Genomic DNA, 17,152 nt, shown 5'->3' on the forward strand with positions numbered 1-17,152 from the left:
ATTGCTCTTATAATATTACCATTATTACAGATAACAAACAACTATTAGCAATGTTTTTATTTTATTTCAATAAAGCATCATATAAAATTTCCACAGGATGATAAGATTTTCTTCCGACCCCATCTTTGATTTGATGTCTACAAGAGGTACCTGCTGCGGCAATCAAAGTATCGGCTTCCGTTTTCCGTACAGCTGGTAACAAAACCAGCTCGGCCACTTTCATTGAAACGTCGTAATGCTCGGCCTCATAACCAAATGAACCCGCCATACCACAGCAGCCAGAAGGAATTGTCTCTACGCTAAAGTTCGTCGGAAATGATAATACCTGTTCCGTAACAGTAACCAGATGGAAAGCCTTTTGGTAACAGTGACCATGAAGCTTGATTTTTCTTGCTGCCGTTGTAAACTGTTCTGGACGAATACGTCCTGCTTTCATCTCTGTCAGTAAAAATTCATCGATCATCAATGCATTTTTAGCGATGTTTTGCGCCTCAATACGAATATCGTCATCCACCAGGCTTAAATATTCATCTCTAAACGTAATGATACCGGATGGTTCAACCCCTAAAAGCGGGGTTTCGTCGGTGATTAATCCCTTTAAAAAATGTATATTTTTATTAGCAATTTTCTTTGCTTCTTTCACAAAACCTTTAGAAAGGTATGTCCGTCCACTTTGCACATGTTTTGGAATAATCACTTCATAGCCCAAGGCACTCAGCAATTTATACGCTATAATACCGATTTCTGCATCATTATATTCGGTAAACTCATCCGAGAAAAGATAGACCTTACGCTTGGCATCCCTGATAGGACCTTGTGTTTTTACCCACTGGCTCAAGGTTGTTCCATTTACTGTAGGCAGCGAACGTCTCGGTGCAAACCCGACAGTTTTCTTGACCAAGCCAGACAGAAAATCATTTTTTACAACAAAATTATAAAGGGGTGCGACCCACGACCCCAACTTCTGAGACTGCGTGAAATTAGCAATTAGTTTTGTTCTAAACCCTGCGCCATGCTCATCATAATAGTGCTGTAAAAATTCGGCTTTCATTTTGGCCACATCTACACTCGAAGGACATTCCGTTTTACAGCCTTTGCAGCTTAAGCAAAGGTCCATAACTTCCTTGATCTCCTCATGATCGAAACGATTTTTCTTTGTGGAATTCGTTAAAAACTGACGCAACATATTTGCCCGCGCCCGTGTCGTATCTTTTTCATCGCGCGTAGCCATAAACGAGGGACACATTGTTCCACCGGTAATTTCAGTCTTTCGGCAATCTCCCGAACCAGAACACTTCTCTGCCAACCGAAGAATAGACTCATCTCTAGAAAAATCGAAATAGGTCTTTATTTGTGTTCGGTTACTATCGTTGTCATAACGTAAATGAGCATCCATTGGCGGCGTGTTGACAATCTTATTAGCATTAAAAACGCCCTGTGGATCAAAGATATATTTTACATCTTCAAGTAATTTGTAGACTTTATCGCCGAGCACCTTGCCAATAAACTCTCCGCGAAGACGACCGTCACCATGCTCACCACTCAATGAGCCATTATATTTCAAAACTAGATCACTGGTTTTTTCAAGTATAGAACGAAAAGTACGCTTCCCTGCTGCTGTTTTCAAATTTACAAAAGGCTCAATATGCAATTCGCCTGCGCCAGCGTGCGCGTAATATGATGCATGCACGCCCTCTTCCATCAAAAGCTTTTGAATATCGCTCACATAAGCAGGGAGATCTTCAGGCGATACCGCACAATCCTCAATTAAATTTACGGGCTGACTATCCCCCGGTAAATTACGAATGAGCCCCAGTCCCGCTTTGCGTACATCCCAAACTAAATTCGTCTGTTCCATACCCGTAATATAGGGATAAGCATAACCAAGGCCACGCGCAACGAGATCGGCTTTCAATGCCATCGCTTTCGCTGCTGTTTCGGCCGCTGTATGCCCCCTAAACTCCACAATCAATAGCGCTTGCGGATCGCCTTCTATAAAAAAGCGATTATACTTGTACGTTGGATGCCCAACTGTAAAATCCATGATGTATTTATCCACTAATTCGGAAGCTTCCGGCTTGTGCGCTAAGGCTACCACATTACCATGCATACACTCCACCATATCCGCAAAATGAACACAGAGTAAACCTAGTTCCTGCGGTGGTAAGGACATCAGTTTGAGTTTCGCTTCTATAACGATAGCCAGCGTACCTTCAGAACCCGCCAACAAGTTACACATATTGAAAGGTGTCGAACGATCAGCAAGAATATCTAAAGCATAACCGGTATTTCTGCGCGTGATAGATCGTTTTGGATAGCCCGCTTCAATGGCACTTAAATGCTGTGGATCTGTCAATAATTCATTCATATTACGATAGATATCCCCCTCACGGCCCGCTAATAATAATTTCTTAAAATAGGCTGCTTCATCAACTGCTTCAAAGGTTACTTCAGAACAGTCGTCCAGCAGTACATTGGCTGAAATCAAATTGTGCCTTGTATCGCCCCAAACAATAGAATGCAGACCCGAAGAGTTATTGCCAATCATTCCGCCTATCATGGCGCGGCTCGCCGTTGAAGTTTCAGGACCAAACATCAGCCCAAAAGGCTTAAGATAGTTGTTTAAGTCATCGCGAATCACCCCCGGTTGAACTCGAACCCACTGCTCTTCAACATTAAGCTCAATAATATGGTTAAAATAACGGGAAATATCCATAATAATACCATGGCCGACTACCTGGCCTGCCAAGGAAGTGCCGGCAGTACGTGGTATGATAGTGACCTTATTCTGTCGCGCAAAATCAATTAATTTTTTAATATCATCAATATCTGCGGGTATCGCTACGGCCAACGGTTTTTCCTGATAGACAGACGCATCGGTCGAATAGGCTAGCAACATCGTTTGGTCCTTAGTTTCATGGGTATAATAGAGCTCCCCTTTGAGTTGTGAAGCTAATGAGGCTAATTGATTCTGATCTTTCACTTAATCTGCATTTAAAGTATAAAACAAATCTAGTTAAATTTATGCATTGGTAAAAGAGAAGAATGCAAGAAATAACCAAATCAAAAGCAAAAAACGCACAAAAACGCAAACAGGAACATTTGCCATAAATGAAGATTATATTTCGTTCCTTCAAACAATGCTTGTATTTTTGTAGCACTACATCATTTAAATTAACGATTGATTTCTTATATGCGTAATCTATTCCTTCGCTATACGCTCCATTCAGATTTTATTATATATACGATTCGCGTACTAATTGGCTTCCTTATCGGTTATCCTTTATTTGTATCCTTTCCTCAATATTCTGTTTCTTGGACCCTTATCTCGATTATACTGGTGATTTCTCCACAAGAGAATGAGTCAAAAAAAATAGCGATCGATCGGGCCAAATCCAATTTCATAGGATCCGCCATTGGACTGAGCTTATATTTTGTTCCGATCCAGCAACTTTACGCAATGGTAATCGGTATCCTGGCCTCGTTGATTACTTGTAAAGCACTCAACATTATAGCTGTAGCGAGGACATCGATGGTTGCGCTAATTATAGTCTATCTGCATGAACAGGAAAGCCGCTCCTACTTCGCTGCCCTAGATCGCTTTGGTTGTGTTTGTTTAGGCTGTTTGATCGGACTGGGCGTCATACTTTCTACAAGAAATATTATTTTGAAATTAAGAAAAAGATACATTTTTTAATCACAAACGCTGCTTACTAAAAGGCAATATATTTATTTTCAACCCATTAGCATATCCGATCAAATCAAAGCATTACCATACACGAACAATATTCACCAATACCAACAAGCTAACAGAATTATATTCATTATTCATTATAATATTTTGAATTTTATACTTAATTACGTACCTTTGCAGTCGAAATGACAAAAGTAGAATATAATTTAGATCAGGTTGACTATAGAATCTTGCGTTTAATGCAGGATAATGGACGTATCAACAACGCCGATATCGCCAGAGAGCTGGGAATGGCACCTTCTGCGATTCTAGAACGGGTAAAAAAGCTCGAGCAAAAAGAGGTAATTTTAAAATACAGTGCCAAGATCAATCCTGCAGCGGTCGATCAAAAACTTTTATCATTTATTTTCATAAAAGCCAATGATATCATTGGTGAACAAACAGTTGGATTGGCACTTGCCGAAATTCCTGAAGTACAGGAAGTACATGACATTGCAGGTGATGATGGTTACCTGATTAAAGTAAGAACTGCAGATTCGACCGGATTAGTTGATCTGATGCGAAATACTTTAAGTAAAGTGGAAGGGATCATCTCCACCCGTACTACAATTGTACTTCAAACGGTTAAGGAAGATCAGCAGGTCGTAATACCTGAGTAATAGAAAGGAAGTTTAATCATGTTGCAAGGACAAAAAAAGGCCGCTAACCCGTTGATGGTTGTTGTCGCCTATATCATTATTTATGTTGTATGGGGATCGACCTTTTTCTTTATAGAAAAGGCACTACATAGTTTTCCACCATTTATTTTAGGTTCGTTTCGATTTGTTACAGCCAGCGCAATCCTAATGGCATATTGCGCAATGAAAGGTTATAAATTGTTTAATAAGCGATCCGTTCAGGAAGCAGCGATCGTAGGATTTCTATTGCTTTTTGTCGATATGGCTGGGGTTATCTGGGCCGAACAATATGTTTCAGGTGGTGTTGCCGCCATTATTGCTGCAGCAGCAGCGATCTGGTTTATTTTATTGGATAAACCCAAATGGAAAGAAAATTTCAGCAGTGTTACCACGATTTTAGGTGTCGCGTTAGGCTTCTGTGGAGTGGTGATGTTATTCGCTGAACAGATTATGTCGACCAATGATAATACCGATGGAACACTTAAGGTGATCGCCCTATCTATTTTAGTATTGGGTTCTATCGCTTGGACCGTAGGGTCTCTAATTTCCAAATATTTCAAAAAATCTGAGAAACAAGAGGAAGAGGATTTACATGTCATGGTGAAGACCGCTTGGCAAATGGTTACTGCAGGTATACTCTTTAATATCACCGCCCTTTTCACCGGTGAGTATACAACATTTACGCTAAGTAGCGTGGCACCGGTGGACTGGTTCAATTTGGGCTACCTAATCACTTTTGGCTCAATCCTCGCCTTTAGCTCCTATATTTGGTTACTACAGGTTCGCCCCGCAATGGAAGTTAGTACGTATGCCTATGTGAATCCAATCATTGCACTTATTTTAAGTCATTTCTTCACTTCGCATGTAGTGACCTCATTGCAGATTTTCGGACTAGCTGTGATCTTATTTTCAGTCCTGTTAATGAACTGGAAAGCGTATCGAGCCAAACTGTCCGCGCGTAGCAAAAGTAGAAAAGTTCTCCAACCAGAGAGTAAGTTGGATACCAACCCTATCGCCGAGTCGGAATTAGTACACTAGGTTGTTATTTTTCTAATTATATGGACAAAGCTTAACATACGATGTTAAGCTTTTGTTGTTTTTAAAAATTAGCTAACATTGGATAAGATTTGTTCATATATAATTGGCTAACTTTGCCCAATATTTGGTTAAACGAAAAAAGAATGAAGATATCAAAGCAAATTGCCTTTATTGGTAGCCTTGGATTCGGTTCGCTTTTGATGGTTGCCAGTTGTAGCAAGCAGCTCCATCCAACGCAGAAAGATTTCCAACAATATCATATCAATAGCGATATGCAAGCTGATCCTACAGTCGTATCAATCTACGAGCCTTTCAAACATAAAATGGAAGTGGAGATGAATCGAGTTATAGGACATGCAGACAAAGCGTTGACAAAAGAGAAGACGGCAGAAACATTAATGGGCAATTTTTTTTGTGAAGCCTTGTTGTGGATGAGTGAACACAATGCCCATAACCCTGCGGATATAGCATTTGCTACTAAGGGTGGAATCCGAAATGATCTGAAAGCAGGCGATATTACCGTTGGACATATCTTCGAGGTGATGCCTTTCGAAAACACTTTAACAATTCTCGAACTCAAGGGAACTCAAATTCGTCAACTTGCAGACTATATCGCCTCAACACATGGTCAACCCATCGCTGGGATGACGTTGACCATTACAGGCAACAAAGCCCAGGACATTAAAATCAAAGGTCTAGCAATTGAAGACAATAAGTTATATAAATTGGTAACCTATGATTATCTCGCTAATGGTGGCGACAACCTGACGCTGTTGACACAATCTGTATCGCGGGCAAATTATCCGCAGCGGATGCGTGAAGGACTGATTGAATACGTGAGTGAATTAACGAAAGAAGGCAAAAAAGTAAATGCAGAATTAGATGGAAGAATTAAAATCAATTAACCGAAGATCATTTATCAAGCAAGTTGGTGGATTTTCTGCTGCAGTTGCATTGGGGTCACTTCCTTTTCAAGCTAACGCTAAGAGCAAAAAAGTAAAACTTACAATCTTACATACCAACGATGTGCATAGCCGAATTGAACCTTTTCCTATGGATGGTGGCAAATATCAAGGATTGGGTGGTGTGGCACGCCGGAGCACGCTTATCAATAAAATTCGCAAAGAAGAAGAACACCTCCTATTATTAGATGCGGGCGATATGTTTCAAGGTACTCCCTATTTTAATCTATTTGGAGGGAAGCTGGAGCTGGATCTCATGACGAAATTGGGGTATGACGCTGGGACATTTGGAAATCACGAATTTGACAATGGACTGGACGGACTTGTGAAATACCTGGACCATGCTAAATTTCCGTTTTTAACGGCCAATTACGACTTTAAAGGAACAGTATTGGAAGGAAAAACCAACGATTACACCTTATTTCATAAGGGTGGTATAAAAATCGGTGTATTCGGGCTCGGTGTAGATATCGAAGGATTGGTAGATCCCAATAACTTTAAGGGAATGAAATATCTGGATCCAATTGAGGTATCCAAAAAGGTGGTAAAGATACTCAAGGAAAAACATAAATGCGATCTCATCATCTGTCTGTCGCATTTAGGTTACCAATATGAAAACGATAAAGTGTCGGATTTGGTGCTTGCCGCCAAAACATCAGATATCGACTTAATTATAGGCGGGCATACGCATACATTTTTAAATGAACCCACATTAGTTACCAATTTAAAAGGTACGAAGACCGTTGTGAATCAAGTCGGTTTTGCAGGGATTAATCTGGGGAGGATTGATTTCATTATGGAGCCGGGTTCCAAAAAGAAACAAATGGTGGCGAGCACCTATCAAGTCGATCCTACAATTCCAGCGTCCATGTTGGCATAATTTGATTCACTATTCATAAATGCCAAATTGACTAATCAATTTGGCATTTTTTTTCAAGACAACAAGAAGACTTATAGACTTAAAACACGAGGTTTATATAAGCTGATTTACCCTTTAATGAAAAGAATTTTATCAATATACCTAGACTCCTTTAGAGGACTCTCACAAGCTGCATGGCTGCTTGCTATCGTCATGCTGATCAATAGAATGGGAAGCATGGTGATTCCATTTCTAGGCCTTTACATGACCAGAGTTTTGCACTTCGATATAAAACAAGTCGGAATTGTTTTGATGTGTTATGGCGTTGGCTCCGTCTGTGGATCTTATATAGGCGGCTGGCTGACCGATCGGATTGGTAGTTTCAAGGTTCAGTTTGGAAGTCTTGTGTTGGCCGCTCCTTTATTCCTACTGATACCATACTTTAAAGAGGTACAGTCGCTATCCATAATGATTTTTACGTTAAGCTTGATTTTTGATGCTTTTAGACCTGCAAACTCCGTATCAGTAGCAAGTTACGCTAAACCCGAAAATATCACCCGCGCCTTTTCATTGAATCGTTTGGCTATCAATCTGGGCTTCTCGATCGGTCCAGCGGTGGCAGGTTTTCTGGCATCCATCTCTTTCAATTGGATATTTTATGGAAATTCCCTTGCCGTTCTCTGTGCAGCAATAATTTTCTTTGTCTTTTTTCATAAAAGACAAAAAAGAAGCGATATCAAATCAAAAAAAGAGACTGCACCTGATAATGAAATGCCTCAACAAGGACGAAATCCTTATACCGATGTGCCATTTATCCTATTCAATATCTTTTGTTGTATCTTCTCTTTTTGTTTTTTTCAGCTGATCACTACCTTACCGATATTCTATCGAGAAGTTCACCATTTGAATGATCACCAAATTGGATTTCTGCTTGGATGGAGCGGCTTCGTCATCGTGTTGTTAGAAATGTTTATTGTTCATATGGCCGAGAAGAGATTTTCATTAATTAGCACACTCGTCTTTGGAACATTTTTATGTGCCATTTCATATGCCATGCTAAATTTCACTGGTGGACTTGCTTGGTTATATTTCACATTTTTTATTTTTGGATTGGGAGAAATGCTCACATTGCCTTTTATGGCAACCGTGTCTGTCAATCGGTCTTCCCCGAAAACCCAAGGAGCCTACATGGGCTTCAACTCGCTGGCCTTTTCAGCTGCAAATATTTTTTCGCCAATCCTGGGCACAAGTATTGTTGATTCCTTTGGTTTCACAACGCTATGGTGGGCAACTGCAACGAGTTTATCTGTTACAGCCATTGGGTTCTATTTGGTTTTGAAATGGATGAGATAGCTCAAATTGAGTCAATATAAAGGGCATATTTCATTTTGCAATACGCCCTTTTTTAATTGATCTCATGAACAAACTACCAAATTTTAATCCGCTTATTCACAGGAACAAACATTTTGTCTCCCTCCTTGGTATTCCAAGCTTTGTGAAAAGCGTCCAGGTTAATAATCGGCGCAAAAGCACGATACTGCGCTGGGGAATGTGGATCGGTCTTCACTTGGTTGACCACAAACTCATCCGTTGTTTTGGTCCTCCAAATAGTTGCCCAAGAAAGGAAGAAGCGTTGATCTTGTGTAAACCCATCTATCAATCCAGGATTGCCCTTATCTTTCAAATAAAGCTGCAAGGCATCAAAAGCGACAGATGAGCCGCCCAAATCACCGATGTTCTCGCCCAATGTGAAACGACCGTTTACAAAAACTCCTGGGACAGGCTCATAAGATTCAAATTGACGGACCAATGCATCTGCAGCGGCTTCAAATTTTGCCTTATCACTATCGCTCCACCAGTTGTTCAGATTTCCATTCCCATCATATTTAGCACCCTGATCGTCAAAGCCGTGTGAAAGTTCGTGACCAATTACCGCGCCAATACCACCGAAATTAACAGCTGCATCGGCCTTGTAATCATAGAACGGAGGTTGAAGAATAGCCGCTGGAAAGACAATTTCGTTAAACAATGGACTATAATAAGCGTTTACAGTTTGCGGGGTCATCCCCCATTCAGACTTGTCCACTGGCTTATCTTGTTTAGCCAAATTTTGATAAAATGCCCATTTGCTTGATGCCAATACGTTTTCATACAACGACATGCCCACTTCAAGTTTGCTATAATCTTTCCACTTATCCGGGTAACCAATTTTAACTTTAAACTTAGCCAGTTTTTCCAAAGCCTTTACTTTTGTGTCGTCAGACATCCAGGTCAGGTCCTTGATATGCTGGCCGAATGCTTTAATCAGATAGCTTACAAGCTCCTCAGCCTCGGCTTTAGCCTTTGGAGGAAAGCTTTCTTTCACATATAATTTACCCAATAGCTCTCCCGCGATGGAGTTAACAAACTCTACGCCGCGCTTGTCTAGCGCACGTTGTTCTTTTTGTCCTTTTAACTTACGCCCCCAAAAATCAAAAGACAGATCGTTTAATTCTTGCGTAGTGTATGACGCCGCGTTATTTAGCACATGAAATGTCAATAACTCTTTAATCACCGGTAGATTTTGAAGATTGAAAACTTTGTCAAGATTTTCATAGTATTTTATTTCCGGTATAATAACCGTGTCAGCCTTAAAACCGACGTCATTTAAGTATTTTGCAATATCGATATTCTTCACGATTTTTTTCAGATCCGCAACAGCGATAGGATTATACCGGCCATTGGCATCCCTTGATTGCTCAACAGTTTTAAGATTTGAGGCCAACTGCTTTTCAAAGGCAACAATTTTCGGCCCCTTTAGATCCCTTGTAAGTTGACCTGATTTGGCATAAAGTGAAGAGATATAAGTGGAATAATCATTTAATGTCTCTTCATTCTTCTTGTCATTTACCTGATAATAGGATCTTCCCAACCCGAGACTTCCTCCACCTAAATATAGCGTATTGACATCTGAATTCTTTAGATGTGCATAAACATAACCACTGAAAAAAGGATTTCCGCCAATAGGCGCCACTTCGACAAGATACTCATACAAGTCGTTGAAATTTTTAATCGCAGCGATTTTATTAAGATATGGTTTAACTGGCTCCAAACCTAGTTTGTTACGCGTATCCATATCAACGAAAGATTTATACAAATCTGCGATCTTCTGATTGTCTGTTCCTTTCTGAAATTCGCCTGAAAGTGACTCTTGCAGTACCTTTAACGTAGCAATATCTGTATTTTCACGAAGCTCATCAAATGATCCCCACCGCGCCTTATCGGAAGGAATCTTGACTGTTTTCATCCATTGTCCATTCACAAAATTGTAAAAGTCATCTTGAGGGCGCACGCTTTTATCCATGTAAGTCACATTAATTGCATTGTTTTGCGCGTTGCTTATCAATGAGCCACAGGTTAGCAGGGCTGCTAAGAGTATGTTTTTCTTCATATAAAATTGAGTTTGTTTGTCGCTATCTACAAACTTAAGAAAAGTTATGCTATTGTCGATGCAACAAATAAGTTTCAAAAAGCAACTCAGATTATCCCTGTTTGATTTCCCCCAAATGGATAACATCTTTCAGGTCAAAAGGTGTTTCTTGATAAACGAAGTAATTCAACCAATTATTGAACAACAGATTTGCATGGCTTGTCCAGCGAACCAAAGGGCGATTTTCAGGATTATCATCGATATAATAATTGACCGGCATTGCAATCTGCTGACCTTTTTCCAAATCTCGTTTATATTCTTCGTCCAATGTAAAAGGTGCATATTCCGAGTGTCCAGTCAAATAAAACTCTCGCCCCCCACGGGATGAAGCGATCGCAATGCCCGCTTCCGGAGATTCTGAAAGAATTTCCAAGCCATCTTTCGTTAAAAGATCATCCTTTTCAACAGTCGTATGGCGGCTATGGGGGATATAGAATTCATCATCAAACCCCCGGAACAAAGGGTGCCTTTTATCTAAAGCGGTATGCTTAAATACACCAAAAAGTTTCTCCCTTAACGGCTTCTTCTCTACCTCATAAAAATGATATAATGCTGCTTGGGAAGCCCAGCAGATATACAAACTGGAGGTTACATGCGTTCTCGCCCAATCAAAGATCGTCTTGATTTCGTTCCAATAGGTCACCTCCTCAAAAGCAACCATTTCAACCGGAGCACCCGTAATGATCATACCATCGTAGAAGTTTTCCTTTACCTCAGTCAGACTCTTATAAAACATTTCCAAGTGCTCTTCTGGTGTGTTCTTGGAGACATGTGTTTTAAGTCGTAAAAACTCCATTTCCACCTGCAAGGGATTATTGGACAGCAAACGGATAAAATCTGTTTCAGTGGTAATTTTAAGAGGCATTAAATTAAGTACTAAAACACGTAGTGGTCTAATATCTTGCTCATTTGCTCTTAAATCGCTCATGACAAATATATTTTCTTTTTTCAGCAGCTCAATAGCAGGAAGGTTATTAGGAAGTTTGACGGGCATAGATAATTTCTCCTTATACAATTAGCATGCAATATTAGCAAGAAAATGCCGAAAATACTAAATGAAACATAAATTATCTTCCATTACCTTGCTATCTTTACTAATCCTAGCATCTATCCAAAGTCTGATTCTAGCGGTGCCGAAAAAACAATAAACTTTTTACATAAACTAGGTAAAGAGATGTGTGTAAAAGATATTACAAACAAATTTGGGCCTATGCGTATTATATACTAATAAAAATACGTAGATGAATATGAGCAAAGAGAAATCAATACGCGAAATTGAAATTAACGGAAGATCTTACCATTACAGTTCCATTAAGGACCTTCCGGAAGGTAGCATCAATCGCTTACCTTTTAGCATTCGTATATTATTGGAGAATGTTTTGCGTAACCACGATGGATTCAGTATCACGAATGATCATGTTAATACACTGATCAACTGGTCGCCCCAGCCTGTAGATAAAGATATTCCCTTCAAACCGGCCCGGATTTTAATGCAAGATTTTACAGGAGTACCTGCAGTGGTCGATATGGCATCCTTGCGTGCAGAATTTATCCGTCATGGCAAGGATGGACAGAAGATAAATCCCGCCATACCAGTGGATCTCGTGGTTGACCACTCCGTTCAGGTAGATTACTTTGGCACTGAATATTCTTATGATAAAAATGTCGCGCTGGAATATGAACGTAACCGCGAACGTTATGAACTTCTGAAATGGGCGCAGAAAGGATTAGAAAATTTTACTGTCGTTCCACCCGGTATGGGTATCTGTCACCAGGTCAATTTGGAATATCTAGCCAAAGGCGTTATAGCACGTGACAATTGGCTTTTTCCAGACACATTAGTAGGGACAGACTCGCACACGCCAATGGTCAATGGTATTGGCGTGTTAGGCTGGGGAGTTGGCGGCATAGAAGCTGAAGCAGCCATGCTGGGACAACCCATCTTTTTCACCTGCCCAGAAGTTATCGGTCTCAAGCTCAGTGGAAAAATACCAGGTATGTGCACCGCCACGGATATGGTGCTTTCCATAACAAAAGTGCTACGCGAAAAAGGCGTTGTCGGAAAATTTGTTGAAGTATTTGGAGAAGGATTAGACAGCCTATCGGTAACAGATCGTGCAACAATATCAAATATGTCTCCGGAATTTGGCTGTACGGTTACGTATTTCCCAATTGATGACCGGACCCTCGAATACATGCATAGTACCAATCGAAGTGCTGAACAAATTAAAATTGTCGAAGATTATTGCAAAGACAACCTACTTTGGCGCACGGGTAAGGAGGATATTCAGTATTCGTCGGTGGTAGAGTTCGACTTGTCCAGTCTAGAGCCTACCGTGTCAGGCCCCAAACGGCCTCAAGATAAGATTTTGGTAAAAGATTTAAAAGCTACATTTTCAGCACTGTTAGACAGCGAACACCATCGACAATATGTTCCTGTGCTGCAGCGATCTGAATCAGCATGGCTCGCCGATGGCGGTTCAGGCACAGAGTTTACCTTTGGAAAAGTACCTGTCGACCATGCTTCGCCACATGAAGTTATTCAGGAGTCTATACATGCGGTTCGCATAAAACATAATCATAAGGAGTATATTGTTAGTGATGGTAGTATTGCCATTGCAGCCATCACAAGCTGTACCAATACGTCGAATCCTACCGTCATGATCGGCGCTGGCTTATTGGCTCGAAACGCGATCGAACGCGGACTTCGCACCAAATCTTGGGTAAAAACTTCCTTAGCACCAGGCTCAAAGGTCGTTACGCAATACCTAGAACGATCTGGACTCCAAGCAGACCTTGACGCCTTACGTTTTCACACCGTGGGCTATGGTTGTACCTCCTGTATTGGAAACTCAGGCCCCCTCCCGCCCCAAATCGCAGAAGCGGTAGAAAAGGGTGAACTGATTGTCGCCTCAGTATTATCTGGAAATCGAAATTTTGAAGCACGCGTACATCCGCAGGTCAAAATGAATTTTTTGATGTCGCCGATGCTAGTTGTTGCATATGCCCTCGTCGGGAGAGTTGATATCAATCTATTGGAAGAGCCAATTGATTACGACCCCAACGGTGAGCCTGTATATCTTAAAGATATTTGGCCCACTCGGGAAGATATTATGCAAACCGTCAATGCCTGTGTCAAACAGTCAGACTTTCAAGAAGTTTATGATGTGATCTTCGACGGGTCAACAGATTGGCAAGAACTTGAAGTAAATCTTGACCAAAATTACCAATGGGACAACACTTCCACTTACATCAAGGAATCACCTTTTTTCGAAAATTTACAAGCTGTTCCTAACCCGATACAGGATATTAAAAACGCAAGAGTGCTTCTTTATCTCGGCGATTCGGTAACAACGGATCATATCTCTCCTGCCGGCTCATTCAAAGAAGATACGGCAGCTGGACAATACCTTAGATCACATCAGGTAAGTAAAGAAGATTTTAATTCTTATGGATCTAGACGTGGGAATCACGAAGTCATGATGCGCGGAACATTTGCCAATGTGCGTATTAAAAACAAAATTACCGATCGTGAAGGTGGATTTAGCCGTTACTTCCCCACCAATGAGGTGAAGACGGTGTATGAAACCGCTATGGAATACCGTAAAAACAACACAGCGCTTATCATACTTGCGGGAAAAGAGTATGGTTCGGGTTCCTCTAGAGATTGGGCAGCAAAGGGAACATTCCTTCTTGGCGTGCGGGCTGTAATTGCTGAAAGCTTCGAGCGTATCCATCGAAGCAATCTGGTCGGTATGGGCGTAGCACCACTGGTTTTTATCAATGATGAAAATACAGAGAAATTAGGACTAGATGGAACAGAAGTCTATAGCATCACAGGACTTGAGACCGATTTAACACCCCATAAACTTCTCTCGGTAAAGGCGGTACATGAAACCGGAAAAGTCACCACATTTCAGGTAAAAGCAAGGCTTGATTCAGCGATCGAAATTGAGTATTTCAAGAATGACGGGATTCTACAATATGTGCTGCGTCAATATTTAAAGAACAACTAACATTGTCCAAATTAGCGCATCAAAATATCTAAAAAAGTAAAGGGCATTGATCAGTGCCCTTTAACTAACTATATAAAAACCTACCAGAGTTCTACAATACTTCAGTCTTACGCCCCAGCAGCCCAAGAATTATGTTTTAATGGCTAAATCAAAAATAGCTATAAAAAATCCCCGTTTTTATCCATGAAATCAGGTATTTTGTGCGCAAGCGGAAATAGCGCCTTTGACTTTATTTTAAAGTAAAATCATTTGGGAGAATTGCTTATTTTCGCTAAAATCAATGCCAACACGATACAGAATGGAAGAACTTGTCGAACAAACAATCACTAGACAGACATTTACAGCTGAACTGAAGCAAGTTCAGGAATTCTACAAATGCACCTTTGAGCAATGTGATTTCCAGGACGCAGAACTCGTAGATCTTCTATTCACAAATTGTGACTTTAAATCATGTAATCTTTCTAATGTAAGTCTAAAGGGCACACAATTAGATCATGTTGTTTTTGATGACTGCAAAATGCTAGGCATACACTTTAATGAATGTAGTTCATTTTCCTTTCATGCCAATTTCAGCCACTCGGTTCTGGATTACTCCTCTTTTTTTGAAAGAAACCTAAAGAAGTTTCAATTTGAAAACTGCTCTTTGCAACATGTAGATTTTGAACGGGCCAACCTTCAACAGGTGCTGTTTAAAAAAACGAATTTGCTAAATGCCCGTTTTGTACAATGCAATCTCGAAGGCTGCGATTTTCGGTCTTCGATCAATATCGAGCTAGATCCAGAGGCCAATCGTATGAAAAAAAGTAAATTTGGCCCGGAGCAACTACCTGGCCTACTACTTAAATATCAGCTGATTATTGATTAAATATGGAAAAGGTCGTTCAGCTTACTCCCAAAATCAATGTATTCAGTTAAAACATGTTGATTTATCGTTAAATAACGGATTTCAGGGATAAAACTCCCCACTTTGGATCAGGATATTTGTCATTCAAAGTTTAATAAGATGAAAAAAATATCCCTATCATTCGCAGCTATCTTAGCGGCCAGCACAATGTCGTTTGCACAGATCAATAAAGCATTCAAGATCAACTATGCCATTACTTATGCTGTCGATCCCAGCGAAAAAGTACAAGCAGCTCCAGTTTCTGTTTACGAAGCGTATGTTAACAATGATAAAATTAAAGTTATATCAGCTTCCGGAGACAGCGAAGAGTCAATCTTTCTCCTTAAAAAAAATGAAGAACAATCCATTATATTGTACCCTGCGCTGGCAAAATACGTCGTTAAAGAAAATGCGCGCAGCCCACATGCGATCAAACTCGTCCCGAACCAGACGAAAATGATTGCCGGTTATCCCTGCAAACTAGCTCAGGTCGAAATGCCAATTTCAGAAGATAATGATGAAAACAGTACCTTGTCGATCTGGTATAGCGATAAATTGCCAGCCACCTATTGGGAGGGATTTGATCTGTTCAAAAAAATCCCCGGGGCGGTGCTGCAGTTAACAACACCTCTTGGAATGGATATGATTGCCCAGAACATCGCCGATAGCCAACTGGACGATAAAGATTTTATCGTTCCTGAGGATTATGAGCAAGTAACATCCATGTATGACGACGAGGAAGATTCGGAAGAAAGCAATCAGATTGCTGAAAACCTGTATTTATTTGAAGATACTGAAACTAATCTCCTAGGGGTACAAGACGGTGAAGAAAAAACAATTGTACCAGCACAATACCTATACATCGCACCATTTGTTGGCGATCTTAGTATAGTTCAATATAAAAATGAAAAATATGGTGCCATTAATCTGGCCGGTAAACCAGTCATCCCCTTCCAATACGATTATTTAGGTTACGATGATTACCTTGGACAACTGGTTTTTGGACTAAACGAAAAATATGGGGTCATGGATAAATCCGGCAAAATTTTAATCTCCGCAAATTATGATATGATATCGTTCATTAACGGTGGTTATGCGGTATTTCAGCAGAAAAATAAATATGGTATATTGAATCAGGCGGGCAAAATAATTGTCCCGGCGACCTATAGCTATATTTCTGAAAATAATTCAACGCATTTCATCAGTATCGAAAACGACACGTATAATCTTACTGAAATAAAAACCAATAAAATCGTTGCTCCAGACTACGATTTAATTTCAGTTACAGAAGAACCTAATCTTTTCCTTGCTAGTAAAGATGGAAAATATGGTTATTTAGATGGCCAGGGAAAAGTGGCCATACCATTTATATACAGCGGGGCTACCTCTTTCAGTGATGGTGTAGCTTCTGTCTCATTAGCGGATTCGGACGATGTAATTTTGATTAATACAAAAGGTGAACGTGTAGAAATAGATGCCGCTGCAGAGGCAACAGATACAATTTAAGAACCAGAAACGACAAAAGGCAGCAGATATACCTGCTGCCTTTTTTGT

12 protein-coding genes are annotated in these 17,152 nt (G+C 40.4%); 9 read left to right on the forward strand and 3 right to left on the reverse strand.

The features are described 5' to 3' along the window. Nucleotides 1–61: 61 nt before the first annotated feature. Entirely contained in the window at nt 62–2,983 is a 2,922-nt protein-coding gene (locus tag B2107_RS20115; RefSeq protein WP_293957543.1) for an FAD-binding and (Fe-S)-binding domain-containing protein, read from the reverse strand. A gap of 210 nt (nt 2,984–3,193) precedes the next feature. Here B2107_RS20115 and B2107_RS20120 point away from each other — a divergent pair, with 210 nt between their 5' ends. From B2107_RS20120 to B2107_RS20145, 6 genes are all read left to right on the forward strand, one after another. After that, nucleotides 3,194–3,697, forward strand: coding sequence for an FUSC family protein (locus B2107_RS20120; RefSeq protein WP_293957544.1), 504 nt, complete (start codon nt 3,194–3,196; stop codon nt 3,695–3,697). Between the two features lie 182 nt (nt 3,698–3,879). Continuing rightward, on the forward strand, nt 3,880–4,353 hold the full coding sequence (locus tag B2107_RS20125; RefSeq protein ID WP_209579461.1) for an Lrp/AsnC family transcriptional regulator: 474 nt from the start codon (nt 3,880–3,882) through the stop codon (nt 4,351–4,353). Between the two features lie 18 nt (nt 4,354–4,371). Continuing rightward, complete coding sequence (locus B2107_RS20130) at nt 4,372–5,409, forward strand: EamA family transporter (protein WP_293957545.1); 1,038 nt, start codon at nt 4,372–4,374, stop codon at nt 5,407–5,409. A gap of 143 nt (nt 5,410–5,552) precedes the next feature. After that, nucleotides 5,553–6,314, forward strand: a complete 762-nt coding sequence (locus tag B2107_RS20135) for a 5'-nucleotidase C-terminal domain-containing protein (protein ID WP_293957546.1) — start codon at nt 5,553–5,555, stop codon at nt 6,312–6,314. Continuing rightward, nucleotides 6,292–7,251, forward strand: coding sequence for a bifunctional metallophosphatase/5'-nucleotidase (locus B2107_RS20140; protein ID WP_293957547.1), 960 nt, complete (start codon nt 6,292–6,294; stop codon nt 7,249–7,251). Before B2107_RS20135 ends, B2107_RS20140 begins: the two co-directional genes overlap by 23 nt. Nucleotides 7,252–7,368: 117 nt before the next feature. Beyond that, nucleotides 7,369–8,583 carry an MFS transporter gene (locus tag B2107_RS20145; RefSeq protein WP_293957548.1) on the forward strand — a complete coding sequence of 405 codons (1,215 nt, stop codon included), beginning with the start codon at nt 7,369–7,371 and terminating at the stop codon, nt 8,581–8,583. Between the two features lie 73 nt (nt 8,584–8,656). On the opposite strand, the gene B2107_RS20150 is transcribed toward B2107_RS20145, so the two are convergent. Together B2107_RS20150 and metA are read right to left on the reverse strand one after the other, a co-directional pair. Further along, complete coding sequence (locus B2107_RS20150; RefSeq protein WP_293957549.1) at nt 8,657–10,660, reverse strand: M13 family metallopeptidase; 2,004 nt, start codon at nt 10,658–10,660, stop codon at nt 8,657–8,659. A 91-nt stretch (nt 10,661–10,751) separates the two neighbouring features. Then, on the reverse strand, nt 10,752–11,693 hold the full coding sequence (gene metA / locus B2107_RS20155) for a homoserine O-acetyltransferase MetA (protein WP_293957550.1): 942 nt from the start codon (nt 11,691–11,693) through the stop codon (nt 10,752–10,754). A 253-nt stretch (nt 11,694–11,946) separates the two neighbouring features. Between metA and acnA the strand changes: the two genes are divergently transcribed. From acnA to B2107_RS20170, 3 genes are all read left to right on the forward strand, one after another. Continuing rightward, nucleotides 11,947–14,715: an aconitate hydratase AcnA gene (gene acnA, locus B2107_RS20160; protein ID WP_293957551.1), complete on the forward strand. Its 2,769-nt coding sequence runs from the start codon at nt 11,947–11,949 to the stop codon at nt 14,713–14,715. Nucleotides 14,716–14,995: 280 nt separating this feature from the next. Beyond that, nucleotides 14,996–15,580, forward strand: coding sequence for a pentapeptide repeat-containing protein (locus B2107_RS20165; protein ID WP_293957552.1), 585 nt, complete (start codon nt 14,996–14,998; stop codon nt 15,578–15,580). Nucleotides 15,581–15,718: 138 nt separating this feature from the next. Beyond that, the gene (locus B2107_RS20170) at nt 15,719–17,104 is read left to right on the forward strand and encodes a WG repeat-containing protein (protein ID WP_293957553.1); all 1,386 of its coding nucleotides are present in this window, start codon (nt 15,719–15,721) and stop codon (nt 17,102–17,104) included. Nucleotides 17,105–17,152 lie beyond the last annotated feature (48 nt).

The organism is Sphingobacterium sp. UBA7855, from assembly GCA_002500745.1.
GTDB lineage: Bacteria > Bacteroidota > Bacteroidia > Sphingobacteriales > Sphingobacteriaceae > Sphingobacterium.

Coding starts and splice junctions, on each gene's coding strand:
- acnA (WP_293957551.1), top strand. CDS start 11,947: ATGAGCAAAGAGAAATCAATACGCGAAATTGAAATTAACGGAAGATCT.
- B2107_RS20150 (WP_293957549.1), bottom strand. CDS start 10,660: ATGAAGAAAAACATACTCTTAGCAGCCCTGCTAACCTGTGGCTCATTG.
- B2107_RS20165 (WP_293957552.1), top strand. CDS start 14,996: ATGCCAACACGATACAGAATGGAAGAACTTGTCGAACAAACAATCACT.
- B2107_RS20135 (WP_293957546.1), top strand. CDS start 5,553: ATGAAGATATCAAAGCAAATTGCCTTTATTGGTAGCCTTGGATTCGGT.
- B2107_RS20140 (WP_293957547.1), top strand. CDS start 6,292: ATGGAAGAATTAAAATCAATTAACCGAAGATCATTTATCAAGCAAGTT.
- B2107_RS20130 (WP_293957545.1), top strand. CDS start 4,372: ATGTTGCAAGGACAAAAAAAGGCCGCTAACCCGTTGATGGTTGTTGTC.
- B2107_RS20170 (WP_293957553.1), top strand. CDS start 15,719: ATGAAAAAAATATCCCTATCATTCGCAGCTATCTTAGCGGCCAGCACA.
- B2107_RS20145 (WP_293957548.1), top strand. CDS start 7,369: ATGAAAAGAATTTTATCAATATACCTAGACTCCTTTAGAGGACTCTCA.
- B2107_RS20120 (WP_293957544.1), top strand. CDS start 3,194: ATGCGTAATCTATTCCTTCGCTATACGCTCCATTCAGATTTTATTATA.
- B2107_RS20125 (WP_209579461.1), top strand. CDS start 3,880: ATGACAAAAGTAGAATATAATTTAGATCAGGTTGACTATAGAATCTTG.
- metA (WP_293957550.1), bottom strand. CDS start 11,693: ATGCCCGTCAAACTTCCTAATAACCTTCCTGCTATTGAGCTGCTGAAA.